Source organism: Pseudomonas antarctica (genome assembly GCF_001647715.1).
In the GTDB taxonomy this organism is placed as follows: Bacteria; Pseudomonadota; Gammaproteobacteria; order Pseudomonadales; family Pseudomonadaceae; genus Aquipseudomonas; species Aquipseudomonas antarctica_A.
In genome coordinates, this window is record NZ_CP015600.1 from 3,514,919 (window position 1) to 3,539,778 (window position 24,860).

The window sequence follows — 24,860 nt, forward strand, 5'->3', positions numbered from 1 at the left end:
ACCTTGCCAGAGGAGACTCCCATGCAACTTGAAGGGTCCTGCCATTGCGGCGCCGTCACGTTCAGCCTGACCAGCCAGCACCCCTACCCCTACCAACGCTGCTACTGCTCGATCTGCCGCAAGACCCAGGGCGGCGGCGGTTATGCGATCAACCTGGCCGGTGATACGCAAAGCCTGAAGGTTCAAGGCCGCAAACACATTTCGATCTACCACGCCCGCCTCAAGCCGGACGGCGCCAGCCGCGCCCATGCAAGCACTGCCGAACGGCATTTCTGCTCGCAATGCGGCAGCGCCCTGTGGCTGTTCAGCCCAGAGTGGCCGGAACTGATCCACCCCTTCGCGTCGGCCATCGACACGCCGTTGCCGGTACCGCCGCAACACACGCATTTGATGCTCGGTTCCAAGGCCCCATGGGTCGAAGTCAGCGTGCGAAAAGGCGACGTACAGTTCGATGAATACCCCGAAGAGTCCATTGCCCAGTGGCATGAGCGATTAGGGCTAACGCGTTAACAGTCTTTGACAGTTTCCCGACAAAGCTCTCAAAGATTGTTGGCCAGCGGCGCCCTAGCATTCGAGCATCCAAACCACCATCCGGGTGCTCTTCATGTTTCGCACATTGCGCGGTATTCCGCTATTGGGTTGCCTGCTCGGCAGTATCGGTTGCCATGTGCAACCGCCTGCCCCGCCGCCGATTCCCAAAGGCGATTACGGCGCGATCATTCGTTACCTGCAAACCCGCATTCCCCAGGAAATGGCACGTGAGAACGTACCCGGCCTGTCGATTGCGCTGGTCAATGGCCAGGAGCTGATCTGGGCGCGCGGGTTCGGCGTGGCCGACAAGGCCCAAGGTGTGCCGGTGACACCCAACACGGCGTTTCGCGCCGGCGGCATCGCCAAACTGCTCACGGCCACGGCGGCGCTGCAATTGGTCGAGCAACAGCGCCTGGCGCTGGATGCGCCGATCCAGCAGACGCTGCGCGAGTTCCACGTGCGCTCGCGCTTTCACAGCGACCAGGCGGCCGCCGACCGCGATATCACCCTGCGCCGCTTGCTCAGCCACCAGTCCGGTTTGCCCAGCGAACACCTGCGTGACGTGCGCAGCACTTTCGCCATGGGCCAGATGCCGATGCGCGTATCCGGCGTTTGGCTGAGCAGCCCGCCGGGCTCGCAAGTCGCCTATTCCAACCTGGGTTATTCGTTGGTCGGCGCCGCCATTGAACGCAGCAGCGGCAAAAGTTTCGAAGCGCAATTGCAAAGCAGCCTGCTCAAGCCACTGGAGATGAACCAGTCGAGTTTTGTCGGCACCGGTACGCAGTTGAGCTTCCGCGCGTTGGGCTACGAAGACGGTGTGGCGAGTACCGATGCACACGTCCGGGACCTCGCCGCCGGGGGCTTATGGGCAAGCCCCAAAGACCTCAGCCACTACGTGCGGATGCTGTTCGCCCAAGGCCTCTATAAAGGTCATCGCGTGTTGGGCAGCGCATCGATTGATGAGATGTTCACCCAGCAAAACACCGGCAATGCCCTGGATTTCGATTGCCAGATGGGCCTGGGCTGGTTTTTGGCGCCGTGCGGCGATGAACCGATCGGGCCCGGTGTGCGCACCTATCAGCACAGTGGCGGCGGCGACGATTTTGCGGCGCAGTTGAGCGTGCTGCCGGACCAGCAATTGGCGGTGATCATCATGGCCAATGACGGCAACGCCGAAGAACTGGTCGCCCGAATGGCCACCGAGACGCTGCGCCTGATGCTCCAGGCGCAAACCGGCGAATCCACCTGCGCCGACGACTGCCAGGCACCCAACCATGGGCTCAAGTTGCGTCACGTGCCGGCCGCCATCGACCGCAAGCGTCTGGCCGGCTTTTATGCCACGGCCTGGGGAGTGTTCCGGATCAAGGATGACAATAATCGGCTGTCCGGCGAGCTGGCCGGGTTCGACTTCGAATTGTTGCGCGATGAGCACGGCTGGCTGCGCGCGCAGAAAAAAGTCCTCGGTGTCTGGCTCAAGGACCTCGGCGAACTGGGCCGCGTGCAGCTGGACGTGGTCACGGTGCAAGGTCGCCAGATGCTCACTGCCCGTAGCCACGGCCAGCGCCTCGCCATCGGCGAGCGCATCGAACCGCCGCCTTTGCCAGTGGCCTGGGCCGACACCATCGGCACCTACCAGGTGCTTAACACCCATGAGCCCGACGCACCGCTGAGCGGTATCAGCGTACGCCTCGAAGAAGGCTTCCTGGTGATTCGCGGCCAATTGCACAACGAGCCGCTGACCGACTACATCCTGCTCCCGGTCGACAACGCCCACGCCGTGCTGGCCGGCAATGGCTACGGCCTGGGCGACACCGTGAGCCGCCAGGTCAACGGCCTCAGCGCTTCGGGCTACTCCTTCAAACGTACGCAATCGCCCCACAACCTATTGAATTTCTAACACGGAAGAACCGCCTGATGCGCTCAAAAAACCTGTGCCTGTCATTCACCTCACTGTGCCTGCTCGCCGCCGCCGACACCGCGATTGCCGAAGACTGGCAATACAGCCTCAAGGCCGGCGTGGCCAACGCGCCACGCTACAGCGGCAGCGACGAACGCATGACCGCGCCAGTGCTGGGCGGCCAAATCGTCAGCCCTTGGGGGATCTTCCTCGATACGAGCAAGGGCTTGGGCTGGGGTTACGAAGGCAATGCCCTGAGTTTTAGCGCCTATGTTGGTGCCAGCGCCTCACGCAAGGATAAAAACCAAAGTTTGCATGCCGGTTCCAACCGCCTCAAAGGCCTGGGCGAGATCAAGTCACGCGCGCAATTGGGCGTGAGTGCGGCCTACAACCTGGGCGGTGTGATAGTCGGCGCAACCCTGGAACACGCGCTCAAGGAAGATGACCACAAGGACACCGGCAAGGCTTACACCCACCTGGAACTGAACCTGGGAACCACGCTTTATGAGGGCCGCTTCGGCTCCGTCGATGCCGGCCTCAGCAGCCACTTCGGCGACCGTAATTACCTGCAAACCTGGTACGGCGTGACCACCGGCCAGGCCGCGCAAAGCCGGTTCAAGGCATACAAGGCCGGTGCGGGCAATATCAGCAATGGCATGAACCTGGTGTGGAGCCTGCCGATCAGTGAGCACACCCAGTTCTCGACCTTGCTGGATGTGCAGTACCTGGCAGATGAGGCGGGCAAAAGCCCGATTGTGGAGCGACGGTTGCAGACGTCGGTGATGGGGGTTGTGGAATATACGTTCTGATCGGGTAGCCCGATAAAAATGTGGGCGCTGGCTTGCCTGCGATGACAGTGTGTCAGCTATACAAATGTTAGCTGACAGTCCGTTATCGCCGGCAAGCCAGCGCCCACACTGAATCGGTTAACAGAACAACAGCCTGCTTGCCTCAAGCCTTACTCGGCATACGCCCACGTCATCCGGAACGACGCCCCGCCCCACTCCGAATCCAGCACTTCCACCTGCCCGCCGTGCCACTGGCTGACCCGTTTTACCAGCGCCAGGCCCAAGCCGAACCCACCCGTGCGGCGGTCGCGGCTGGTGTCCAGACGCAGGAAAGGCTCGAAGATCTTGGCGCGGCCGTCCAACGGCACACCCGGGCCATCGTCATTGACCTGCACCGCGTAACCGCTGCCGAACTTGACCAGCGACACTTCTACACGACGCTCGGCATAACGAATGGCGTTGCGCAGCAGGTTGATCACCGCGCGGGCCATAAAGCGCGGTTCGATCTGGATAAAGTCGACCTCGCACGTGCGCAACGTCAGCTGCACCCCCGCCGCTTCCGCCTCCAGGGCCACGCTGCCGATGACACTGTCGAGCCAACTGTGGGCCTCGATATTTTCCCGGGTGACCTGGGTGGCGCCGCGCTCCAGGCTGGCGTAGGTGAGCAGTTCGGAGACCATTTCTTCCAGTTCGCCCAGGTCGGCATACATGTCGGCGATCAGCGCGCGGCTCTGGCGCGGGTCGGCCTGTTGTTTGAGTTGATCGAGTTCAAACGACAAGCGCGCAATCGGCGTGCGCAACTCGTGGGAGACGGCGTTGGTCAGTTCACGCTGGTTGGCGATCAGGCTTTCGATGCGCTCGGCCATCTGGTTGAAGTGCCCGGCCAGCTCGCGCACCGTGGAGCGGCGCGGCAGCAGGATGCGCGACGCCAGGTCGTTGTCGCCAAAGCGTTGCGCAGCCAGGCGAATATGCTCCAGGTCGCGCCAGTGCGGGCGTACCCAGAAATACAACACGATGGCCAGGCTCACCCCCAGGAAACCATAGGCCCACAGGTATAACCATTTGGGCTCTTCGGGCAACTTGATGTCCAGCAACTGCGGGCCGTCGTCAATATTGGTGATGAACTCCATAAAGTCCCCACGCACCACCAGTTGGCCGTCCGCCAGGAGTTTTTGCTCGCGCTCATCCAGCGCCAGGCTATCGCGCAACACCAACTTAAGGCGCAACCCGTAATGGGGTTGAAGCTCTGCCAGGCGAGCGTCCCGGGCCGGCCCTTGCAGAGGCCGCAGTTGCTCAACCAGCCCGTAAGCCGGGCCGCGCAGGGCTTCGCGGTTATACACTTCGTTGGCCTCGGGCAATAACTCGTCGAAGGTGTAGTTGACCAACCAGATCGCCCCCGCCAAACCGAGCGCCAGAATCACATACAGGCGCAGAAACAGGCGCAGCATCTAAACCTCCCACGCAAACGGATTGAACAGGTAACCCTTGCCCCAAATAGTCTTGATGCACACCGGCTCACGAGGATTGTCGTTGAGCTTGCCGCGCAATTTGCTGATGTAAACGTCGACGCTGCGGTTAAGGCCGTCAAAGGCAATACCACGCATGCGGTTGAGAATGTCGTCGCGGGAGAGGATTTTCCCCGAGCTGCTGGCCAACAACCACAGCAACTCGAATTCCATGGTGGTGAGGTCGATCTTCTCATCGCCCAGGCTGACCACCCGGCAACTGCGATCAATCGACAACCGGCCAAACTCCAGTGAACCACGCACGGTGGGCTCGGGCACCTGGCGGCGTTGCAGGGCGCGCAAGCGTGCCAGCAATACCGGCGGTTTGATCGGTTTGATCACATAGTCGTCGGCCCCGGACTCCAGGCCCAGAATATGGTCCAGGTCATCTTCCTTGGCGGTCAGGATCACGATGGGCGTGTCGGATACATTACGAATCTCGCGGCACACGTGCAGGCCGCTCTGGCCGGGCAACATCAGGTCGAGCACGACGATCTTCGGCTTGAAGTCGAGGAATGCCGCCAGGGCCTGATCGCCTCGGTGCACAACGCGCACCTCGAAACCGTGTTGTGACAGGAAATGCGCGATCAGCCCTGCCAGCTTTTCATCGTCCTCAACGAGCAGGACCTTGCCCAGACCCAGGTTTTCCATAAATTCTCAGTGTGGATGCGCGGATTGAAGTGCGGGCATTATAGGTGGCAAGCTGAACAACAGAAGCAACCGGCCATTACGGGCCGACGAAGCTTCATGCTTTTAAGAGTTTTTAACAAATACCCCGCAATCTTTAACGCCATTCACAGGGAGTTGTATGCGCAAGGATTACCTGGCGTTTTTTGTTTCGCTGTTCCTGTCGCGGCTGGCCGACCAGATTCTATTGTTTATCGTGCCATTGATCGTGTTCCAGACCACCCAGAGTGTTTCATGGGCGGGGCTGGCATTCTTTGTCGAATCACTGCCGCGTTACCTGGTGTTCCCGGTGTGCGGCGCCTTGTGCGACAAGTTTTCACCCGTGCGCATTCTGCATATCAGCCAGGTTTACCGGGCGCTGGCGTGCGTGGTGGCGGTGGCGCTGTACGGGGTGTTCGACGGTATTTACTGGCTGGTGATCCTGTCTGCGCTGTGCGGCGTGTTGACCACCCAGGGCATCATGGCGCGGGAAGTGGTCATGCCGCATATCTTCAAGCACTACACCTACGCCAAAACGTTGTCCTACTCGCAAATCGCCGACCAGAGCGGCCTGGTATTGGGGCCGCTGGTAGCGGCACTGATGCTGGAAGTCTGGCGCTGGCATTGGGTCGTCATCGGGATTGCCGGGCTGTTTGTGCTGGCGGACCTGGCGATGCGGGTGTGGCAGCGCAACACCACGGTGAATTTAGAGCGTCATGAACAGCATCGCGATATCTGGCTGCACCCCCTGCGCGTCGCATTCGGGCATATCTGCAACCTGGTGGAATTGAAGCGCATCATCACGTTGGCAGTGGGTGTGAACCTGATCATCGGTGTGACGCTGGCGACTTCGGCGGCGATGGTCACCGGCCAGTTTGCAGCGGGCAAGGATGCCTATGCCTTGCTGCAGGCGGCGGGCGCTGTGGTGACGATCGGCATTCTGTTTTACCTGGCACGCGCCACACTGCCGTTGAAGGTAGTGGGCGGGCTGTCGTATTCGATGATTGCCGTGGGCGCGTTGATCACGGCCATCAGCCCCGCGGTTGGGGCCTACACGGCCGGTTTCCTGCTGGTCACCGGCTTCGACAAGATGTTCAACGTGTACCTGCGCAGCACCCGTCAGCGGGTGATTCCGGTACAGGACTTTGGCAAGACGGTGGGCGTTATCACATTATTGAACAACCTGGCCCAGCCGCTGGCGGGCCTGGCGATTGGCGTGCTGGCCGCACCTTTGGGCACGCAGACGGTGATCCTGCTGTTAGCCGGCATCACCGCACTGATTGGCGTGGCCGTGGCCTCAGGCTGGCACGCCACTGTGAAAGCGGAACTCGACGTCGGGTGATTCGATGAGCGCCTGCTCGGCAGCCCTTACCCGCTCGATCACCTGAGCGATGTCCTTGGCGTCACCGTACTGGTACGCCAGCTTCAAGTAACCCTGAAAGTGCCGCGCTTCGCTTTTGAGCAAACCGAAATAGAACTTGCCGAGTTCGTCGTCCAAATGCGGCACCAACGCTTCGAAACGCTCGCAACTGCGCGCTTCGATAAAGGCGCCGACCACCAGCGTATCCACCAGCTTGACCGGCTCGTGGCTGCGCACCACTTTGCGCAAACCCGAGGCATAACGGCCGGCGTGCAGTTGGCGCAGCTCGATCTTGCGCTTTTTGATCAGGCGCATCACTTGTTCGTGGTGCACCAGTTCTTCGCGGGCCAGGCGCGACATCATAGTGATCAGGTCAACATGGGCGTGGTACTTGGCGATCAGGCTCAAGGCGGTACTGGCAGCTTTGAATTCGCAGTTCTTGTGGTCGATCAGCAGGGTTTCCTGATCGGCCAACGCGGCCTGGACCCAGGCGTCGGGGGTGCGGCAGCCGAGGAATTCGTGGATTTCGGGCAGGTTCATCGGGCTCACGGGCAAAAGGATCACAAAAGGGCGCCGATTATACCGACCCCGCTGCAGACCACCAGCCGCAGGCTTTGATGTGCATCAACATGACGTCTGGCGGGCAGCAACTATAGTTGTCCCAGGCCCCTCTTCTTCCGTCTCTGGAGATCCGTCCATGCAAGCCATCCGCAGCATCCTCGTGGTCATCGAGCCCGAGCATTCGGAAAGCCTGGCCCTCAAGCGCGCCAAGTTGATCGCCGGGGTAACCGGCGCGCACCTGCATTTGCTGGTCTGCGACAAAAAACACGAGCATTCGGCGATGCTGAGCCTGCTCAAGTCCGGCTTGCACGAAGACGGCTACAGCGTGACCACCGAGCAAGCGTGGAATGACAGCCTGCACGAAACCATCATCGATGTGCAGCAGGCCGAGGGCTGTGGCCTGGTGGTCAAGCAACATTTCGCGGACAGCCCGCTGAAAAAGGCCCTGCTGACGCCGGCGGACTGGAAATTGCTGCGCTACTGCCCCAGCCCGGTGCTGCTGGTGAAAACGTCAACGCCCTGGGCCGACAAGGTCGTGCTGGCGGCAATTGATGTGGGCAACCGTGACAGCGAACACCAGGCGTTGCACAACACCATCATCGACCATGGCTTCGACATTGCACGCCTGGCCAAGGCGCAATTGCACGTGATCAGCGCCCATCCGTCGCCGATGTTGTCGGCGGCAGATCCCACATTCCAGCTCAAGGAAACCATTGAGGCGCGCTATCGCGAGCAGTGCAAGGCGTTCCAGGCCGAGTTCGACGTGGATGACGCGCACCTGCATATCGAAGAAGGTCCGGCCGATGTATTGATCCCACATGCTGCACATACCTTGCAGGCCGCGGTGACCATCATCGGCACCGTGGCGCGCACGGGTATTTCAGGGGCGTTGATCGGCAATACGGCGGAAGTGGTGCTGGATGCGGTGGAAGGCGATGTGCTGGTGCTCAAGCCGCAGGAGCTGATGGATCACCTGGAGGAGCTGGCGAACAAAGCCTGAAACAAATCCTTCAGACAATGAGGCGCCCTTGTGGGAGCTGGCTTGCCTGCGACAGCCATAGGTATCTACACATTTTTTTACGGGTTGAGTGCTGTGGTTGTTGGGGGCGCTGATTACATATCCGTTGTTTGGGTCACGGCTGACATGGGTTCCGCCCTTACGGCGAGTCACTTTGGAAAAGCCCCAAAGTAACCAAAGGGCTCTTGCCCCACCACTCGGCACCTCGCCTAGGCTCGGTGTGCCCTCACTCCGGCTTTGGACCGTGGGCCGCCGCCATGGGCCATCCTTGGCCCATCGCGGCTAAACCGGCGTCCTGCCGGTTTACCCACGCTCCAAAGCCTGCGTTCGGCCAGCGTGGTTGACGGGGCGCCTAAGATCAAAATCAAAAACAGATCAAGATCAAAAGCAGAGCACGGCGGCCTAGTAGCCGACCTGAGTGGTTAGATCAAAAGCAAAACCGAGGCGGCCTGACAGCCGACCTGATCTTGGAAGCTGAACCTAATCAAATGTGGGAGCTGGCTTGCCTGCGATGGCATCAGCTGGGCGTGCCTGATGTACCGAGGTGCCGGCATCGCAGGCAAGCCAGCTCCCACAGAAAAGCAGTTCTGCTTTCGCTCTGTTTTTGCCCTGCTTCCGCTTCTACCACTCAGGTCGGCTACCAGGCCGCCGTGCTCTGCTTTTGATCTTGATCTGCTTTTGATCTGACAGGCCCCGTTAACCACGCTGGCCGAACGCAGGCTTGAATCCGTGGGTAACCCGGCAGGACGCCGGGTTAGCCGCACTGGGCCAAGGATGGCCCATTGCGGCGGCCCACGGATTCAAGCCGGAGTGAGGGCATGCCGAGCCTGGGCGAGGCACCGAGTGGTGGGGCAAAGACCTTTTGGTTACTTTTGGGGCGTTTGCCAAAAGTGACCCGCCGTAAGGGCGGAACCCTAAGCCGCCGTTACCGCAGCAACGGATATGTACTCAATCTACCTAAACTCCTCACAGGCTCAGAGCAACATAAAGAATTGCGTAGATACCTATGCTGCGATAGCGATAGATCAGTCAAAGATGTGTCGCCTGGCAGACAGCCATCGCAGGCAAGCCAGCTCCCACATTGACCTCTGCCGTCAGTGTCCCAGCGCGTCTTTCAAAAACCCCGGCGCGATATAACGCTGATAATGCGCCTCGGACAGGATAAAAAACTCCCGGTCGATGGCATCACGCAACTCCGGCAACGCCCAGTCACGAAACTCCGGCAACAGCACCATGCCATAGGCTTCCAGGTTGGAAATCACCCGTGCGCCACGGGCGATCAACTGATAGGCCCAGCAGTACTCGGACTGATGCGGCACGAAGCGAATCTTGCGCTGCTCCAGTTGCCCGCGCAGCATCTTGGGGTCGAAGACTTCCAGTTTACCGGCCATTACCAGCACCAGCAGTTGCTCGAGCCTGAGCCAGACTGCGCGTTTTTCTTCTTCGTTATAGCCATTCCACTGGATGACTTCATGGTGGAAGCGCTTGCAGCCACGGCACACGAGATCGCCGTACACCGTGGAGCACAGGCCGACGCAAGGGGTCTTGATGGTTTGGTTGGGCATGGGTAACGACACGCAAATCAGCGAAACAATGCGCCATGTTAGCCCTTTGTCTAAGATTCATCACCCAGCAAACTTGGTTAGGCAACTTACCTTTAGATTTTTTTTGCCGTAGAATCATCCGGCCTTGTAAGGCGCCAATAATCCGCTGGAAGCTGTTTTCAAAGCGTCACGAGCACAGTCGTTCCTTCAGAACGGTGTTGGCGTGGATTTGACCCGGTAGGTCAGAGCCCGCGCCAACCCTCATCAGCTCCGTTCTGCAGGCGTAAAACTTTGAAAGCAGCTTCTGTGAGGAATGCCGGCAGCGCTGGCTTTGCGGCCCAAAAAGCCCCCGAGCGCATGCGTGCCGTTCATTTCTGGATGAGCGTCCCGTGGGACCACTGATGAGGGTAATAACTGTGCTTGAAGCCTACCGCAAACATATCGAAGAGCGCGCAGCACTGGGTATCGTTCCCCAGCCGCTTAACGCCGAACAAACCGCAGGCCTGGTCGAGCTGCTGAAAAATCCTCCGGCTGGCGAAGAAGAATTCCTCGTTGACCTGATCACCAACCGCATTCCACCAGGCGTTGACGAAGCTGCCTACGTCAAGGCCGGTTTCCTGTCTGCCCTGGCCAAGGGCGAAGCCACTTCCCCCCTGATCGACAAGAAACGCGCTGTTGAACTGCTTGGCACCATGCAAGGCGGCTACAACATCGTGACGTTGGTCGAGTTGCTGGACGACGCCACGCTTGCACCGGTAGCTGCCGCCCAACTCAAGCACACCCTGCTGATGTTCGATGCGTTCCACGACGTGGCTGAAAAAGCCAAGAACGGCAACGAACACGCCAAAGCCGTGATCCAGTCCTGGGCCGACGGCGAGTGGTTCAAGAACCGCCCGACCCTGGCCGACAAGATCAGCCTGCGCGTGTTCAAGGTGACTGGCGAAACCAACACCGACGACCTGTCCCCTGCGCCTGATGCCTGGTCCCGTCCAGACATCCCGTTGCACGCTCTGGCCATGCTGAAAATGGCCCGTGAAGGCATCGTGCCGGACGAGCAAGGCAAGACCGGCCCGATGAAGCAGATCGAAGAGATGCGCGGCCAGGGTTTCCCGATCGCCTACGTCGGTGACGTGGTCGGTACCGGTTCGTCCCGTAAGTCGGCGACCAACTCCGTACTGTGGTTCTTCGGTGACGACGTTCCTTACGTGCCGAACAAGCGTGCCGGCGGTTTCTGCTTCGGCAGCAAGATCGCTCCAATCTTCTACAACACCATGGAAGATGCGGGCGCACTGCCAATCGAATTCGACGTTACCAACATGAACATGGGCGACGTGATCGACCTGTACCCGCATGCTGGCAAAGTCTGCAAACACGGCACTGACGAAGTCCTGACCACCTTCGAAATGAAGACCCCGGTGCTGTTGGACGAAGTGCGTGCCGGTGGCCGTATCCCGTTGATCATCGGCCGTGGCCTGACCGAGAAGGCTCGCACCGAACTCGGCCTGCCGCCTTCGACCCTGTTCAAGCTGCCGGAAGCGCCGGCTGAAAGCGACAAGGGCTTCACCCTGGCGCAGAAAATGGTCGGCCGTGCATGCGGTCTGGCAGAAGGCAAAGGCGTTCGTCCTGGCACCTACTGCGAACCGAAGATGACCACCGTAGGTTCTCAGGACACCACCGGTCCTATGACCCGTGACGAACTGAAAGACCTGGCGTGCCTGGGCTTCTCGACCGATCTGGTAATGCAGTCTTTCTGCCATACCGCGGCCTATCCAAAGCCGATCGACGTGACCACCCACCACACCCTGCCTGACTTCATCATGACCCGTGGCGGTGTATCGCTGCGTCCAGGCGACGGTATCATCCACAGCTGGCTGAACCGCATGCTGCTGCCGGACACCGTCGGCACCGGTGGTGACTCCCACACCCGTTTCCCGATGGGCATTTCGTTCCCGGCCGGTTCGGGCCTGGTGGCGTTCGCTGCAGCCACTGGCGTTATGCCACTGGACATGCCGGAATCGATCCTGGTGCGCTTCAAAGGCAAAATGCAACCTGGCATCACCCTGCGTGACCTGGTTCACGCCATTCCTTACTACGCGATCCAGGCTGGCCTGCTGACCGTAGAGAAGAAAGGCAAGAAGAACGCATTCTCCGGCCGCATCCTGGAGATCGAAGGCCTGAACGACCTGACGCTGGAACAGGCTTTCGAGCTGTCCGACGCCTCGGCTGAACGTTCGGCTGCCGGTTGCACCATCAAGCTGTCGAAAGACTCCGTCACCGAGTACCTGAACTCCAACATCACCCTGCTGCGCTGGATGATCGGCGAAGGCTACGGCGATGCACGGACCCTGGAACGTCGCGCCCAAGCGATGGAAGCCTGGGTTGCCAACCCGGAGCTGATGGAAGCCGATGCCGACGCGGAATACGCCGAAATCATCGAAATCGACCTGGCCGAAATCAACGAGCCGATCCTCTGCGCGCCAAACGACCCGGACGATGCTCGTCTGTTGTCCAGCGTTGCCGGCGAGAAGATCGACGAAGTGTTCATCGGTTCGTGCATGACCAACATCGGTCACTTCCGCGCTGCCGGTAAGTTGCTGGAACAGGTCAAGGGTCAGCTGCCAACCCGTCTGTGGCTGTCGCCGCCGACCAAGATGGACGCTCACCAACTGACCGAAGAAGGCTACTACGGCATCTACGGCAAGGCTGGCGCGCGCATGGAAATGCCGGGCTGCTCGCTGTGCATGGGTAACCAGGCACGTGTAGAGCCGAACTCGACGGTTGTGTCGACGTCGACCCGTAACTTCCCGAACCGTCTGGGTGATGGCGCAAACGTCTACCTGGCTTCGGCTGAGCTGGCGGCTGTAGCTTCCACGCTGGGTCGCCTGCCGACCGTCGAAGAGTACATGGGCTACGCGGCCAAACTGGACACCATGGCCAGTGACGTTTACCGCTACCTGAACTTCGACCAGATCGCCGAGTTCCGTAAAATCGCAGCAAGCGCCAACATCCCGGTGATTCAAGCCTAAGGTGTGTTGACGTAAAGGACGCCGCGTATCGAAAGATGCGCGGCGTTTTTTTATGCCTGTGAATTGACGCTCAGCGCAAGCTGTACTGCGTCGTCAACGCTCAAGCCGCTGAGCAATACCTGTGGCGCCGAGGCTTCAGGCAACGCCTGCAACACCTCGCGGGCCTCATGCCGCACACGCGCCAGAACCAGGCGCTTGCCCTCCCCCCGCACTTGCGCGAAAAACGCTGCCAGCGCTTCGATACTGGTGCCGTCGAGGTCAGGGGACTCTTCCAGGCTCAGCACCACGGCCTCGGCCTGCGATTGACGCATCAGGCGCAACGCCGCGCCGAGGACGCGTTCGGCATTGGCGAAAAACAGCGCTTCGTTGGGCCGTACGATCAACACGCCAGGTACGTCCAGCGCATCGGCATGGTGCTGGCGATCAACAAAGTCGTGACTGTCAGCCAAACGCCCAAGCACCTGAATATCTGCCGACGACATCTGGCGCAACATCAACACCACACTGATCGCCACGGACACCAGCAGCCCGTCCAGTACGCCCAACAACAGCACGGCCGCCACGGCACAGATCACCAGCAAACGGTCACGCCGCCATAGGAAGTAGCGCCCCAAAGGTTGCAGGCTCAAGCCGCGACCCAGCGCATAGATGACAATGGCGGCGAGCACAGGCTCCGGGGTCAGCGCTACGTACGGCAACACCGTCAACACGATCACCAACACCACCAGCGCGGCAACGATGCCTGCCAGCCGCGAGCCGGCGCCAGCGGCTTCATTGGCCGACGTCGCCGAATAGCCCGCGCCGGCCGGCATGCCGTGGAACAATCCCGAGATCAGGTTAGCCGCACCCAACGCGAGCAAATCGCGATTGGATGACACCCGATCGCCGTGTTTAAGCGCGAACGAACTGATGGAGCCGTAGGACTCCGCATACAGGATCATGACCAGGGCAAACGCCAATTCGCCCAGGCGCAACCAGTCCGCGAACGGCAGGACCGGGAAGTGGCCCAATTCCAGCCGCAGGTCGATCAGGCCGATCAACGCTACGCCGTGGGCCTGTAGATCCAGGTACTGCCCGGCGCCGATACCGAGGACCACCACCAACAATCCGCCTGGCAGGCGCGGTATTCGCGCGCACAGCCACAACACGACCAACGCAGCCGCCGCAACCAACGCAGCCGGCCAATTCCAACGGGGCAGTTGCTCCAGCAACTGCGGCAGGAAGCGGATCAGGTTGTTGTCGACCAGGTGCACGCCCACCACGCTGGCCAACTGCTTGAGGATGATGGTCAGCGCCAGGCCGAAGGCAAAGCCACGCAACACCGGCTTGGCGATAAACGACGTTACACCGCCCAGCTTGAACAACCCGGCCAACAGGAAAAGCACCCCGGTGATCAACACCAGCCCAAACGCCAGGGACAGTCTCAGCGCCGGGTCATCGCCCGCCAGACTCGACGTAGCCGCCGCCAGCACCGCCGCAGAAGATGACGTCGCCGAGACAATCGCAAAGCGACTGGTGCCGAACAGGCCGTAACACACCAGCCCGGCAAACAAGGCAATCACACCGGCCTGGGGCGGCAGCGCGGCAATGCTCGAATACGCCACGGCCTCCGGCAGCAGCAAACCGGCAATGGATAACCCGGCGAGGATGTCCTGGGTACGATTGGGCGGTGCAACAACAGGCGTTTCGGTTTCAGTTTTCAATCGGCCCAACCCATCCTGGCAAATAACGCGCTTCCTGGCTGCGCGCCAGGACCATGACCTTGCTCAACAACTTGGGGTTTGGCTGGCTAGCCACGTCGCTGCCAATACGGCTGCGCAGGAAATCCGCCCACAGAAACTCGCTGAATGGCGTCGCGTCCTTGGCGTAACCGCCGGCCGTGCGCAACATGCCCGCCAGGCTGCGGTAAGGGTCGTCCTGCAAATCGCTAATCTTGCGCGGAATGGCTTCGTAGGTACGCCGTAAACCACGCGCGTCGTAAGGGTGCACCCATTGATTGAACGCCATGACGTTCCAGAACGTGCTGCGGTCCACAAATGACAGGTCCTTGAGCATCAACAAGGACACACTCTTGACGCCCTCCAGCAGCAGCGCCAACCCGAAGTGGTGATGATCGGTGATGTAATAGCGCTCGTCCGGGCCGAGCACGCAAGGAAACCAGTGCTTGTCGAGCGCGGCGGCGCGCTCCTTGCGCTTGAGTTTGGTCCAGGCTTCGCGCTTGGTGGCGACTTCAGCCAGGCCCACTGTCAATTGAGTGGGGTGCAGTTTTTCCAGCTTGCCTGTAACCAGTTGCGGACGGGGCCGGGCCATGGGCGTCTCCAAAAAGGGAACCAATAAGCCGACAGCTTAGCCCTCATTGATTGGCCAGTTTTTTTAGCGCGAAAAAAAAGCCGATTCGCGCTGTGCGCGAATCGGCCCTGGAGCGTGCAGCCTCCCGTCAGGACAGCAGCGAGTAGATCAACGCAGTAATCGCAACCAAGCCTACCGCCGTGACAAACACGTTGGACGCCTGCCCACGGTATTTGGCCATGGCCGGCACTTTGCGGATCGCGTACATCGGCATCAGGAACAGGATCGACGCGATGATCGGGCCGCCCAGCGTCTCGATCATGCCCAGGATACTCGGGTTAAGCGTGGCGACGATCCAGCACACCACCAGCATGAACGCAGCGGTCATGCGGTCCAGCGCCTTGGCTGCCGGACGGCGACCGGTTTTAAGCACCAGGCCCTTGAGGCCTTCGCTGGCACCGATGTAGTGGCCCAGGAACGACTTGGCAATCGCCACGAACGCAATCAACGGTGCGGCGAAGGCGATTGTCGGGTTGTCGAAGTGGTTGGCCAGGTACGACAGGATCGACAGGTTCTGCGCTTTCGCTTCGGCCAACTGCGCCGGCGACAGGGTCAGCACGCAGCTGAACACGAAGAACAGCACCATCACCACCATCAACAGGTGCGCACGGGACAGGATCTGCGAACTGCGCTCATCGGCGTTGGCGCCGTACTGGCGCTTCTGGTCAACCGCGAAGGCCGAGATGATCGGCGAATGGTTGAACGAGAACACCATCACCGGAATCGCCAGCCACAGCGTGCTGAGCAACGCCGACGGCGCCGGCACCTCACTGGCGGTGCTGAGAATGCCGCCGGTCCAATGCGGGATCAGGTACACCGCCAGGAACAGCAAGGCGACGATAAACGGATAGACCATCAGGCTCATGGCCTTGACGATCACTTGTTCGCCGCAACGCACCACGGCCAACAGCCCGAGAATCAGCACAAATGCCAGGATCGCGCGCGGCGGCGGCAGGATGTGCAGTTGGTGTTCCATAAAGCTACTGACGGTGTTGGTCAGCGCCACGCTATAGATCAGCAGGATCGGGAAGATGGCGAAGAAGTACAACAAGGTGATCAACGCACCGGCTTTGACACCGAAATGTTCTTCAACCACGTCGGTAATGTCGGAACCTTCGCGGCCGGACAGTACGAAACGGGTTAGCCCACGGTGGGCAAAGAATGTCATCGGGAATGCCAGCAGCGCCAGGATCACCAGTGGCCAAAAGCCCCCCAGGCCCGCGTTGATCGGCAAAAACAAAGTACCGGCGCCGATGGCGGTGCCGAACAGCCCAAGCATCCAGGTGGTGTCCTGGCGGCTCCAGCTTGTGAGGGTTGCAGGTGTCGTTGCATAGCGTTCGTCGACGCTATTGGCCTGATCATTCATCCGGTCGGATCTCCGCATTTTCACGGCCGGGGCGAGTCAGAAAAACCTGACAGGCAGCGCCCCGACCACAACAGGGGCGCGATTGTCCGGGATTCTTGTGAATAAGCAAAGACTTAGCAGAGGAATGGTTAGGCACGGCAGCCGTTCACAGACAGCGTTGGCTGCGGTTTTCGAACACTGAGGAGTCGCGTAATCACTGCACACCCACAGCGCGCATCCCTTTAGGAGTTCGAGCTTTTCAAGAAGTACCCTACAGCACGACAAGACACTGCCTGCATCTAAATTATATTTTCACTAAAACACCACTATAACTGTAACAGGAACATTCATAGCTATTGAGCAAACTCGGCCACCCACACTAATATCCCCACGCACTGGAGGTAAACACTGACTAAACTCCCAGGAGTTAAACATGCGAAGACTCACTTTTGTATTGGCCGGCCTGCTTCTGGCTGGGATATTCAATCCATCCAAAAGTTACGCACAACAAGCGGAGCCTGAACGGGATATCCGTGCGCTGGCGTCCTCCCCTCAATGGTTGACCACCAAAGTCTATATCGAAGGGGCCCCGGAAAAAGACGTCAAGGCAAACTACCCCGGCGTAGTGGGCATATCAATGTGGGACCCTCAGCGAAACCGCTATGAGTTCTTTTATACCGATACCGGGCGATCAAAATACGCGGATGGCGGTGGCGGGTATTTCCTGGTCACGGGCGACAGGAAAACCCACATTCTGGTGCCTGACGCTGGCCCTACCAGAACCGTTGTCAGACGGCTGGAAAAGCTGGATAGCAGCGAGTTCACCTATTCTCGAGAAGTACCTCGCGACATGGTAGCCAATCAGTCAACGGTTCGAATTTATGTGGTGCACGCCCCTTACAACGGCCCCATAAAGACAGCCATGTCGAACTAAGCGAACTCAAACACTGCATTAAAATGCCACGTTGACTCGGCATACCCACCGCAATGTTATTGGCGCGCACTGCCCTCACTTGGCTATATGAGCACGCCTTTCTATAAAAAAAGCAAGGTACCGACACATGAACATACTCACTCCTCGTACGTCACTGTTAATACCTGCACTGCTCGCGATTATCCTTCTGCCAAGCGTGGTCACCGCGCAGACCGGCGCAAGTTCCAGCGCAAAAAATATTACCGCCACAGCCGACAACGCGGTTATGTTGACCGTATTTCTTAAACACGATCAGTCACGGCCGTTAAGTGCGTTGAAAGCCCAACTGGCCAAGCAGGAGTTTCACAAAGTATTTCCGCCTGCCGGCGTGGAAGTCGTGAGTTGGAATATCACCATGGGCATCGGACAGGTCATCGTCCTGCGCCTTCCGGCATCGCGCCTGGCTGAGGTCAATTTGGCGATCGAAAACACCGCCTGGGGCGTTTACAAGACGGAATTCTTCCCCACCTATGATTTCATGCCGATAGCACAGGCCGAGCAAATCAAGGCGCGGCAGGCTGGCGCGGCTCAATAGGGATACCTCGCGGCTGAACGGTTATGGCGTCACCCTCGCTCGCTCGCACGATACGCAGCAGCAGGTTTGTCAGACGAGTTCCTTGAGGCCGTTCACTACACCAAAGCGATTGGACGCACCCGTTGACAGACTCGCGCACGCGCCAGCATGATCGGGCCATGAACTTTACTCAGCGACGCATCACCCGCACCATCACCACGACCGCTTATGGCGGGTCGTGCGGTTGCTGTGGGTGCGTGAACTAGAGACACCCAGAAACAACCCAAGGCCCCGCCAGCAATGGACGGGGCTTTTTTATTGCTCCGCCCTCTGGCCACTGCAAGGAGCAAGACCATGGCAAACGCCCTGCTGATCATCGATATGCAAACCGGTTTATACGACGGGCCGGAAAAACCCTTCGAGCGCGAACGTGTGCTCGACACCGTCAACCAGCTTATCCATCGCGCCCGCAGCGCCAACGCACCGATCTTCGTTGCCCGGCACACTGGCCCCGCGGGCTCGCCGATTGAAGCCGGCAGCCCACTCTGGCAGCTGTGGCACGGCCTGGAGGTCGAAGAAGCGCGCGACCACCTGTTCAATAAAACCCGCCCCAGCTGCTTCCTGGGGACTGATCTGGCGAATCAGTTGGCCGCCGCGCAGGTCAATGAACTGGTGATTGTCGGGATGAAAACCCAGTTCTGCATCGACACCACTTGCCGAGTAGCGGTGGAGCTTGGGTTTTCGGTGGTATTGCCGCAGGACGGCCATACTTGCATGGACACTCCGACGTTGTCGGCCGAGGCGATCATCGAGCATCACAACGCGACCCTGGCCGGGGCATTTGTGAAGCGGGTGACAGCGCAGACTATTGAGTTCCAGTGATACCTATGCGGGATTTTTTTGTGACTGAACAAAACGTTCCGTCTTACAAATCCCGCATACTCATTCTCTCAAACCCTTCAGGAAGAGCCTTCCGATGTCCACCACTGTTCTGGTCCTGGTTGAAACCATCAACGAATACCTGCAAATCATTGAGAGCAACGACTTTCACGTGATTCTGGCGCCGACGCCGGCCGAGCGCGCCCAGGCGATCAAGGCCCATGGTGGGCAGATCAAGGCGGTGCTGACCCGTGGGCCGTTGGGCTTGTATGCCGAGGAAATCGCTGCACTGCCGCTGCTGGAGATCATCTGCGTGATCGGCGCCGGCTACGAGCATGTGGACCTGCAGGCGGCGAGCAATCGCGGGATTGTTGTGACCAACGGCGCGGGTGTGAACGCACCGTCAGTGGCCGACCACGCCATGGCGTTGCTGCTGTCGCTGGTGCGCGGCATTCCGCAAACGGACGCAGCCGTAAGGCGCAGCGAATGGCCGAAGGTGATGCGCCCTTCCCTGGGCGGCAAACACCTGGGCATTCTCGGCCTTGGCGCGGTGGGCATGGAGATCGCCAAGCGCGCCGCCCTCGGGTTCGGCATGGAGGTGAGTTACCACAACCGCCAGCCCCGCGATGACGTGGATTACACCTACTGCGCAACGGCCGTGGAGCTTGCGCGCACATCGGACTTCCTGATCCTGGCAACACCCGGTGGCGCAAGCACCCGTCACCTGATTGATCGCCACGCCCTGGACGCCCTGGGGCCGCACGGTTACCTGGTGAACATCGGGCGCGGCAGTGTGGTTGTGACCGCTGACCTGGTGACCGCCCTTGAGCAGCGGCGTATCGGCGGTGCCGCACTGGATGTGTTCGACGATGAGCCCAAAGTGCCCGACGCCCTCAAACACCTGAGCAATACCGTGCTCACCTCCCATGTGGCCGGCCTGTCGCCGGAAGCGGCCCATGACACCGTGCAGCGCGTGGCCGACAACCTGGTGGAATACTTCGCGGGCCGCCCCGTTCTGACGCCCGTTACCTTGCCGCCACGCAACTAGTAGCGATTAGCCAGCGCCTGCGCAAAACCTGACTACACTGTTTTCGGGGATGCTCAGGACGTCGGTGCAGGACCGGCGAAGGAACGCACAATGTTTGGCCATGGACTCGGCCCGGCCCGCCAACGCGGGGTCATCGGCCTGGTGGGCGCTGTAACCCTCGGGATCGCGTTGTTGTTTCTGTTGCTGGTGATCGACAGCGGTCGCTTGTACCTGGAGAAGCGCAAGTTGCAGCGCGTCGCCGATACCGCGGCGCTGGAAGCGGTGAGCCGCGGCGGCACATGCGCGGCGCCCAATAACAATGCCGCGCAATTCGCAACGCAAAGCGCGGAACGCAACAACTTCAAGGTCGACGCCGATCGCACGCTGGCAATCGCCTGCGGCACCCTGGCCACCGGTGCTGACTTTATGCGCACCTTCAGCGCCGATCCCAACAAGGCCGACGCCATCCGGGTCATCGCCACCCATCGCGTCACGACCAGCGTTGGCCACGCCATCCACTCATTATTCTCGGGACGAACCCTCAGCCAGACCTCTCTCTTGAGCGCCACGGCGGTCGCTGCCGCACCCTCGCCGCCCGTGGCGACCCTCACCGTTCGCAGTACCTTGTTGACGGTGGACAGCACCAAATCGGCGGCACTCAATGGCTTGATCGGCGGTTTGCTGGGCGGCAAATTGCAAATCGATGCGGTGGGTTGGAAAGGCTTGATCAACACGGACATCAGCTTGCTCAGCTACCTGGACGCGTTGGCTATCCGCCTGAATGTCAGCGCCGGCAACTACGACCAGTTGCTCAAGACCGACGCGACCGTCGGCCAGTTGATCCAGGCCGCCATCGATGTGCTCAAGCTGGGCGGTGATGCGGTCAAGGTGGTGATCAATAACCTCGAAGCAATCAAGCTGATTGCGCCAGGCACGCAGATCCTGCACCTGGGCGACCTGATCAATATACAAAACGGCACGGACAAGAGCGCCCTGGACGTCAACCTGCAACTGTTCAACCTGATTCAGGGCTTTGTGCAGCTATCCAACAAAGCCAGCGCGGTGGCCGTCGAGTTGCCGGTGGACGTACTGGGGCTGCTGAATATCACGGTCAAGACCCGTGTCATCGAACCCGCGCAGATTTCTGCAATTGGCAACCCGCAGTTGATCGACACCCAGCCGATTTTTGTCAGGACCGCGCAAGTCCGCACCTGGATTTCCCTGAAGTTGCCCGTCATCGACGTGCTCAATAAAGTGATCGGCCTGGTCACCGATGTGGTGGGTTTGCTGCTGGGCAGTTCACTCGACCCTGTGCCGGGCACGCAAATAGACATAGCCCTCGAGGCCGCCAGCGGTAGCAGTTACGTCACCGGCTACCGCTGCAACGGGCCCGCCGACAAATCACTGTCCGTGTCAGGCAGCACGTCTGCGGTGCGATTGATGGTGGGCCAGATAGATCCGAAAAACCTGTTTTCCTCCACCGAAACCCTGAAAGTCGACGATTTTCCGCTGCTCGACCTTGGCGTCAAAAAATGCAGTCAGGGCGTGTGCGAGCCTAGGCAGCCCTACGCAGTCGGCGGCCTCAGCCTGAGGGTCGACAGCAGCGTGGCCGAGACCACGCGCAACCATGTCTACGTGGCGCCTCCGGAGGTGAAGCAGCCACCGAGCTATTTCAGCTTCAGTTCCAATAACGTCATCGGCAGCTTGAGCAACACCCTCAACGGTATTCGGCTGACTAGCCATACACCGACGCTCGACGGGCTTCTAGGCTTAGTGCTCGGCTTGGTGGTCGGCATACTGACCGAGGTCCTGAACCTGCTCAGCGGTATCATCTCAAGCCTGCTCAGCCCATTGCTCGACCCACTGGTCAACAGCCTGCTCGCCGGCCTGGGCATCGACCTGGCAAAAGTCGAAATAGGTGCCAACCTGTCCTGCAACCCCGGTGGCCGGGCGATGCTGGTGATTTGAACACATCAAGCCCGCTGATCATCATCCAACACGCTAACCTATTAAGCCGCCCCGACCTTGTCGCTGGGCGGTGGTGCGCATTAGATTAGCCAATAGTCCAAGGCCTTTAGAATAAGCAGAAGGGATAAGCATGGCGCTTAACGACCAATCGACCCAGATTCGCCCAGGCGAAGAACTTGATGCCAGCCTGATCGATCCCTACCTCAAGGCCCACATTCCGGGCTTGAGCGGCACGGTCAAAATCAGCCAGTTCCCCGGCGGTGCGTCGAACCTGACTTACCTGCTTGAATACCCGGGCCAGGAATTCGTGCTGCGGCGCCCGCCGTTTGGCCACAAGGCCAAGTCCGCCCATGACATGGGCCGCGAGTACCGCATTCTCAACCAGCTGAAAGACGGCTTCCCCTATTGCCCTAAAGCCTATGTGCATTGCACCGATGAGTCGGTGATCGGCGCCGAGTTCTATGTGATGGAACGGGTCAACGGCATCATTCTGCGCTCCGACCTGCCGCCCGAGCTGGGCCTGGATGCGGCCAGGACCGAAGCCCTGTGCAAAAGCTTTATCGACAAGTTCGTCGAACTGCACCAAGTCGATTACACCGCCTGCGGCCTGGCCGACCTGGGCAAGCCTGAAGGCTACGTAGAGCGCCAGATTCGCGGCTGGAGCGACCGCTACGAAAAAGCCCTGACCCCCGATGCCCCACGCTGGGAAGCGGTGCGCGCATGGCTCAACGACAAGATGCCGGCCGACCACCCTACCTCCAGCATCGTGCACAACGACTACCGCTTCGACAATGTGATCCTCGACCCCAACAACCCGATGCAGATCATCGGCGTGCTGGACTGGGAGCTGACCACCTTGGGCGACCCGTTGATGGATTTGGGCAACACCCTCGCCTACTGGATCGAAGCCGCTGACCCCGCGCCCGTGCAACTGATGCGCCGCCAGCCGAGCAACGCCCCCGGCATGCTCACGCGCCGCCAGTTCGTCGATTACTACGCCGAGCGCGCCGGCATCCAGGTCGACAATTTCGATTTCTATTACACCTACGGCCTGTTCCGCCTGGCCGGTATCGTGCAGCAGATCTACTACCGCTTTTTCCACGGCCAAACCCAGGACAAACGCTTTGCGCAGTTCATCCATATGAACAAGCTGCTGGAGCAAATGAGCCTGAATGTCATCGACAAATCCGCCCTCTGAAGGAAACCTTATGTCCAAGACTCACCTGTTCGACCTCGACGGCAAGATTGCTTTTGTTTCCGGCGCCAGCCGCGGTATCGGTGAAGCCATTGCCAAGCTCCTGGCCCAGCAAGGCGCCCATGTGATTGTCTCCAGCCGCAAGCTTGAAGGCTGCCAGCACGTGGCCGATGCGATCATCGCCGCAGGCGGCAAGGCCACCGCCGTGGCCTGCCATATCGGCGAAATGGAACAGATCACCCAGGTGTTCGCCGGCATCCGTGAACAGTTCGGGCGCCTGGATATCCTGGTCAACAACGCCGCGACCAACCCGCAATTCTGCAACGTGCTCGACACCGACCTCGGCGCCTTCCAGAAGACGGTTGACGTCAACATTCGCGGCTACTTCTTCATGTCCGTGGAAGCCGGCAAGCTGATGCGCGATAACGGCGGCGGCAGCATCATCAACGTGGCGTCGATCAACGGTATTTCCCCAGGTGTATTCCAGGGTATTTACTCGGTGACCAAGGCCGCCGTGATCAACATGACCAAGGTATTTGCCAAAGAGTGCGCGGCGTTCGGCATCCGTTGCAACGCCCTGCTGCCTGGCCTGACCGACACCAAGTTCGCTTCGGCGCTGGTGAAGAACGACGCGATCCTGAAAATGGCCCTGGCGCAGATCCCACTCAAGCGCGTGGCGGACCCGAGCGAAATGGCCGGCGCGGTGTTGTTCCTGGCCAGCGATGCCTCCAGCTACACCACCGGTATATCGCTGAATGTGGACGGTGGTTTCCTGTCCTGACCCGCCAGGCACAACCACATCCCTATGAGAGCTGGCACGCCCGCGACAGCGGCGTGCCAGCCATTGGATTGACCGGCACAGCGCCATCATGCGCAAGCTTGAAGCCGATTGGTTCAGGGGCGCTTGAACTGTTGGCGTAGCGCTTCGATCCGCGGTCGGCAGGCACACCCTTCCAAGTGGTCATTGACCATGCCCATGGCCTGCATCAGCGCATACATCGTGGTCGGGCCGACAAAGGTCCAGCCGCGTTTCTTCAAGGCTTTCGACAAACGCACCGAAGCCGGTGACGTCGGGTTGCCTGTCCAGTAAGCCACGTCCACCACCTGCGGACGCTCATCATCCACAGGTTCAAATGCCCACAGCCAGCGCGCCAGCGAGCCGGTTTCATCCACCAGTTCACACGCTCTGCGCGCATTGTTGATGGTAGAGACGATCTTCGCGCGGTTGCGCACGATGCCCGGGTCATTCATCAGCCGCGCTATGTCGGGCTCGGTGTATTGCGCCACGCGGCGAAAGTCAAAGCCCTCAAACGCGGCCCGAAACTGCTCGCGCTTGCGCAAAATGGTGATCCAGGCCATGCCCGCCTGAAAACCTTCCAGGCAGATCTTCTCGTACAACTGGATATCGTCGGCTACCGGCACGCCCCATTCATCATCGTGGTAACGCGGGTACTCCGGCGCCGCCGTGCGCCAGGTGCAGTGAGTCAGCCCTGCTGCATTCGTGGTCAGTCCTGGTTTGTCCATCATCACCTCGCGGAACAAGCGGCGGATGATAAGCGAAAATTTTTCCGACCCGCCAACCGCTCAAGCATCGCAATCACCGACAAACTGGTCAGACCGGGACCGGTCAAGCACCGAATATTTACTTGTGGTTTCAAAAAAACCCGGCGTAGACTGGCCGCGCACTGGACTTACCGGTAAGACCACAACAATT

The 24,860-nt window shown here is 60.0% G+C and carries 21 protein-coding genes; 13 read left to right on the plus strand and 8 right to left on the minus strand.

All coding sequences use genetic code 11. The annotated features are described in order from the left end of the window. Positions 1 to 21: 21 nt before the first annotated feature. The 3 genes from A7J50_RS15860 to A7J50_RS15870 all read left to right on the plus strand — a co-directional run bounded on the left by A7J50_RS15860 (position 22) and on the right by A7J50_RS15870 (position 3,237). A complete protein-coding gene (locus A7J50_RS15860; RefSeq protein WP_064452668.1) occupies positions 22 to 510 on the plus strand; it encodes a GFA family protein in 489 nt (162 codons plus the stop codon). A gap of 94 nt (positions 511 to 604) precedes the next feature. Then, positions 605 to 2,428 carry a serine hydrolase domain-containing protein gene (locus A7J50_RS15865; RefSeq protein ID WP_064452669.1) on the plus strand — a complete coding sequence of 608 codons (1,824 nt, stop codon included), beginning with the start codon at positions 605 to 607 and terminating at the stop codon, positions 2,426 to 2,428. 17 nt (positions 2,429 to 2,445) lie between these two features. Beyond that, a complete protein-coding gene (locus A7J50_RS15870) occupies positions 2,446 to 3,237 on the plus strand; it encodes a MipA/OmpV family protein (protein WP_064452670.1) in 792 nt (263 codons plus the stop codon). A 149-nt stretch (positions 3,238 to 3,386) separates the two neighbouring features. Here A7J50_RS15870 and A7J50_RS15875 read toward each other — a convergent pair whose 3' ends face one another. Further along, positions 3,387 to 4,664, minus strand: coding sequence for an ATP-binding protein (locus A7J50_RS15875; protein ID WP_064452671.1), 1,278 nt, complete (start codon positions 4,662 to 4,664; stop codon positions 3,387 to 3,389). After that, positions 4,665 to 5,372: a response regulator gene (locus A7J50_RS15880; RefSeq protein ID WP_064452672.1), complete on the minus strand. Its 708-nt coding sequence runs from the start codon at positions 5,370 to 5,372 to the stop codon at positions 4,665 to 4,667. It lies immediately after the preceding gene. A 157-nt stretch (positions 5,373 to 5,529) separates the two neighbouring features. Between A7J50_RS15880 and A7J50_RS15885 the strand changes: the two genes are divergently transcribed. Continuing rightward, positions 5,530 to 6,729, plus strand: a complete 1,200-nt coding sequence (locus A7J50_RS15885) for an MFS transporter (protein WP_064452673.1) — start codon at positions 5,530 to 5,532, stop codon at positions 6,727 to 6,729. Here the strand turns inward: A7J50_RS15885 and A7J50_RS15890 are convergent. Next, positions 6,685 to 7,287, minus strand: coding sequence for a tRNA-(ms[2]io[6]A)-hydroxylase (locus A7J50_RS15890; protein ID WP_064452674.1), 603 nt, complete (start codon positions 7,285 to 7,287; stop codon positions 6,685 to 6,687). The two genes, A7J50_RS15885 and A7J50_RS15890, sit on opposite strands and share 45 nt — an antisense overlap. A 157-nt stretch (positions 7,288 to 7,444) precedes the next feature. Between A7J50_RS15890 and A7J50_RS15895 the strand changes: the two genes are divergently transcribed. Next, a complete protein-coding gene (locus tag A7J50_RS15895) occupies positions 7,445 to 8,308 on the plus strand; it encodes a universal stress protein (RefSeq protein WP_064452675.1) in 864 nt (287 codons plus the stop codon). 1,112 nt (positions 8,309 to 9,420) lie between these two features. Here A7J50_RS15895 and A7J50_RS15900 read toward each other — a convergent pair. After that, complete coding sequence (locus A7J50_RS15900) at positions 9,421 to 9,891, minus strand: DUF1289 domain-containing protein (protein ID WP_064452676.1); 471 nt, start codon at positions 9,889 to 9,891, stop codon at positions 9,421 to 9,423. Positions 9,892 to 10,286: 395 nt separating this feature from the next. Between A7J50_RS15900 and acnB the strand changes: the two genes are divergently transcribed. Further along, positions 10,287 to 12,896 (plus strand): bifunctional aconitate hydratase 2/2-methylisocitrate dehydratase, encoded by a 2,610-nt coding sequence (acnB, locus tag A7J50_RS15905; protein ID WP_064452677.1) that lies wholly within the window; start codon positions 10,287 to 10,289, stop codon positions 12,894 to 12,896. A 50-nt stretch (positions 12,897 to 12,946) separates the two neighbouring features. Here acnB and A7J50_RS15910 read toward each other — a convergent pair whose 3' ends face one another. The 3 genes from A7J50_RS15910 to A7J50_RS15920 form a co-directional block, all read right to left on the minus strand. Further along, positions 12,947 to 14,599 (minus strand): SulP family inorganic anion transporter, encoded by a 1,653-nt coding sequence (locus A7J50_RS15910; protein ID WP_064452678.1) that lies wholly within the window; start codon positions 14,597 to 14,599, stop codon positions 12,947 to 12,949. Further along, entirely contained in the window at positions 14,589 to 15,206 is a 618-nt protein-coding gene (locus A7J50_RS15915; protein WP_064452679.1) for a ParB-like protein, read from the minus strand. The genes A7J50_RS15910 and A7J50_RS15915 overlap by 11 nt, the downstream gene beginning before the upstream one ends. A gap of 127 nt (positions 15,207 to 15,333) precedes the next feature. Beyond that, on the minus strand, positions 15,334 to 16,611 hold the full coding sequence (locus tag A7J50_RS15920; RefSeq protein WP_064452680.1) for a serine/threonine transporter: 1,278 nt from the start codon (positions 16,609 to 16,611) through the stop codon (positions 15,334 to 15,336). Between the two features lie 412 nt (positions 16,612 to 17,023). Here A7J50_RS15920 and A7J50_RS15925 point away from each other — a divergent pair, with 412 nt between their 5' ends. The 7 genes from A7J50_RS15925 (at position 17,024) to A7J50_RS15955 (ending at position 23,927) form a co-directional block, all read left to right on the plus strand. Continuing rightward, positions 17,024 to 17,524 carry a DUF4822 domain-containing protein gene (locus A7J50_RS15925; RefSeq protein ID WP_064452681.1) on the plus strand — a complete coding sequence of 167 codons (501 nt, stop codon included), beginning with the start codon at positions 17,024 to 17,026 and terminating at the stop codon, positions 17,522 to 17,524. Positions 17,525 to 17,651: 127 nt separating this feature from the next. Continuing rightward, entirely contained in the window at positions 17,652 to 18,098 is a 447-nt protein-coding gene (locus tag A7J50_RS15930) for a hypothetical protein (RefSeq protein ID WP_064452682.1), read from the plus strand. 333 nt (positions 18,099 to 18,431) lie between these two features. After that, entirely contained in the window at positions 18,432 to 18,959 is a 528-nt protein-coding gene (locus A7J50_RS15935; RefSeq protein WP_064452683.1) for a cysteine hydrolase family protein, read from the plus strand. Positions 18,960 to 19,053: 94 nt separating this feature from the next. After that, positions 19,054 to 20,004, plus strand: a complete 951-nt coding sequence (locus tag A7J50_RS15940; protein ID WP_064452684.1) for a 2-hydroxyacid dehydrogenase — start codon at positions 19,054 to 19,056, stop codon at positions 20,002 to 20,004. Between the two features lie 90 nt (positions 20,005 to 20,094). Then, positions 20,095 to 21,951, plus strand: a complete 1,857-nt coding sequence (locus A7J50_RS15945) for a pilus assembly protein TadG-related protein (RefSeq protein WP_064452685.1) — start codon at positions 20,095 to 20,097, stop codon at positions 21,949 to 21,951. 130 nt (positions 21,952 to 22,081) lie between these two features. Then, positions 22,082 to 23,149, plus strand: a complete 1,068-nt coding sequence (locus tag A7J50_RS15950; RefSeq protein WP_064452686.1) for a phosphotransferase family protein — start codon at positions 22,082 to 22,084, stop codon at positions 23,147 to 23,149. Positions 23,150 to 23,159: 10 nt separating this feature from the next. Further along, positions 23,160 to 23,927 (plus strand): SDR family oxidoreductase, encoded by a 768-nt coding sequence (locus A7J50_RS15955; RefSeq protein ID WP_064452687.1) that lies wholly within the window; start codon positions 23,160 to 23,162, stop codon positions 23,925 to 23,927. A 113-nt stretch (positions 23,928 to 24,040) separates the two neighbouring features. Here A7J50_RS15955 and A7J50_RS15960 read toward each other — a convergent pair whose 3' ends face one another. Beyond that, complete coding sequence (locus A7J50_RS15960) at positions 24,041 to 24,670, minus strand: DNA-3-methyladenine glycosylase I (RefSeq protein WP_064454953.1); 630 nt, start codon at positions 24,668 to 24,670, stop codon at positions 24,041 to 24,043. Positions 24,671 to 24,860: the final 190 nt, after the last annotated feature.

What these genes read in the sequence shown, in the direction of transcription:
- A7J50_RS15900 (WP_064452676.1), bottom strand. Translation starts at nt 9,891, where the DNA reads ATGCCCAACCAAACCATCAAGACCCCTTGCGTCGGCCTGTGCTCCACG.
- A7J50_RS15870 (WP_064452670.1), top strand. Translation starts at nt 2,446, where the DNA reads ATGCGCTCAAAAAACCTGTGCCTGTCATTCACCTCACTGTGCCTGCTC.
- A7J50_RS15925 (WP_064452681.1), top strand. Translation starts at nt 17,024, where the DNA reads ATGCGAAGACTCACTTTTGTATTGGCCGGCCTGCTTCTGGCTGGGATA.
- A7J50_RS15945 (WP_064452685.1), top strand. Translation starts at nt 20,095, where the DNA reads ATGTTTGGCCATGGACTCGGCCCGGCCCGCCAACGCGGGGTCATCGGC.
- A7J50_RS15930 (WP_064452682.1), top strand. Translation starts at nt 17,652, where the DNA reads ATGAACATACTCACTCCTCGTACGTCACTGTTAATACCTGCACTGCTC.
- A7J50_RS15920 (WP_064452680.1), bottom strand. Translation starts at nt 16,611, where the DNA reads ATGAATGATCAGGCCAATAGCGTCGACGAACGCTATGCAACGACACCT.
- A7J50_RS15950 (WP_064452686.1), top strand. Translation starts at nt 22,082, where the DNA reads ATGGCGCTTAACGACCAATCGACCCAGATTCGCCCAGGCGAAGAACTT.
- A7J50_RS15860 (WP_064452668.1), top strand. Translation starts at nt 22, where the DNA reads ATGCAACTTGAAGGGTCCTGCCATTGCGGCGCCGTCACGTTCAGCCTG.
- A7J50_RS15955 (WP_064452687.1), top strand. Translation starts at nt 23,160, where the DNA reads ATGTCCAAGACTCACCTGTTCGACCTCGACGGCAAGATTGCTTTTGTT.
- A7J50_RS15895 (WP_064452675.1), top strand. Translation starts at nt 7,445, where the DNA reads ATGCAAGCCATCCGCAGCATCCTCGTGGTCATCGAGCCCGAGCATTCG.
- A7J50_RS15915 (WP_064452679.1), bottom strand. Translation starts at nt 15,206, where the DNA reads ATGGCCCGGCCCCGTCCGCAACTGGTTACAGGCAAGCTGGAAAAACTG.
- A7J50_RS15865 (WP_064452669.1), top strand. Translation starts at nt 605, where the DNA reads ATGTTTCGCACATTGCGCGGTATTCCGCTATTGGGTTGCCTGCTCGGC.
- A7J50_RS15940 (WP_064452684.1), top strand. Translation starts at nt 19,054, where the DNA reads ATGTCCACCACTGTTCTGGTCCTGGTTGAAACCATCAACGAATACCTG.
- A7J50_RS15885 (WP_064452673.1), top strand. Translation starts at nt 5,530, where the DNA reads ATGCGCAAGGATTACCTGGCGTTTTTTGTTTCGCTGTTCCTGTCGCGG.
- A7J50_RS15935 (WP_064452683.1), top strand. Translation starts at nt 18,432, where the DNA reads ATGGCAAACGCCCTGCTGATCATCGATATGCAAACCGGTTTATACGAC.
- A7J50_RS15960 (WP_064454953.1), bottom strand. Translation starts at nt 24,670, where the DNA reads ATGGACAAACCAGGACTGACCACGAATGCAGCAGGGCTGACTCACTGC.
- A7J50_RS15880 (WP_064452672.1), bottom strand. Translation starts at nt 5,372, where the DNA reads ATGGAAAACCTGGGTCTGGGCAAGGTCCTGCTCGTTGAGGACGATGAA.
- A7J50_RS15890 (WP_064452674.1), bottom strand. Translation starts at nt 7,287, where the DNA reads ATGAACCTGCCCGAAATCCACGAATTCCTCGGCTGCCGCACCCCCGAC.
- A7J50_RS15875 (WP_064452671.1), bottom strand. Translation starts at nt 4,664, where the DNA reads ATGCTGCGCCTGTTTCTGCGCCTGTATGTGATTCTGGCGCTCGGTTTG.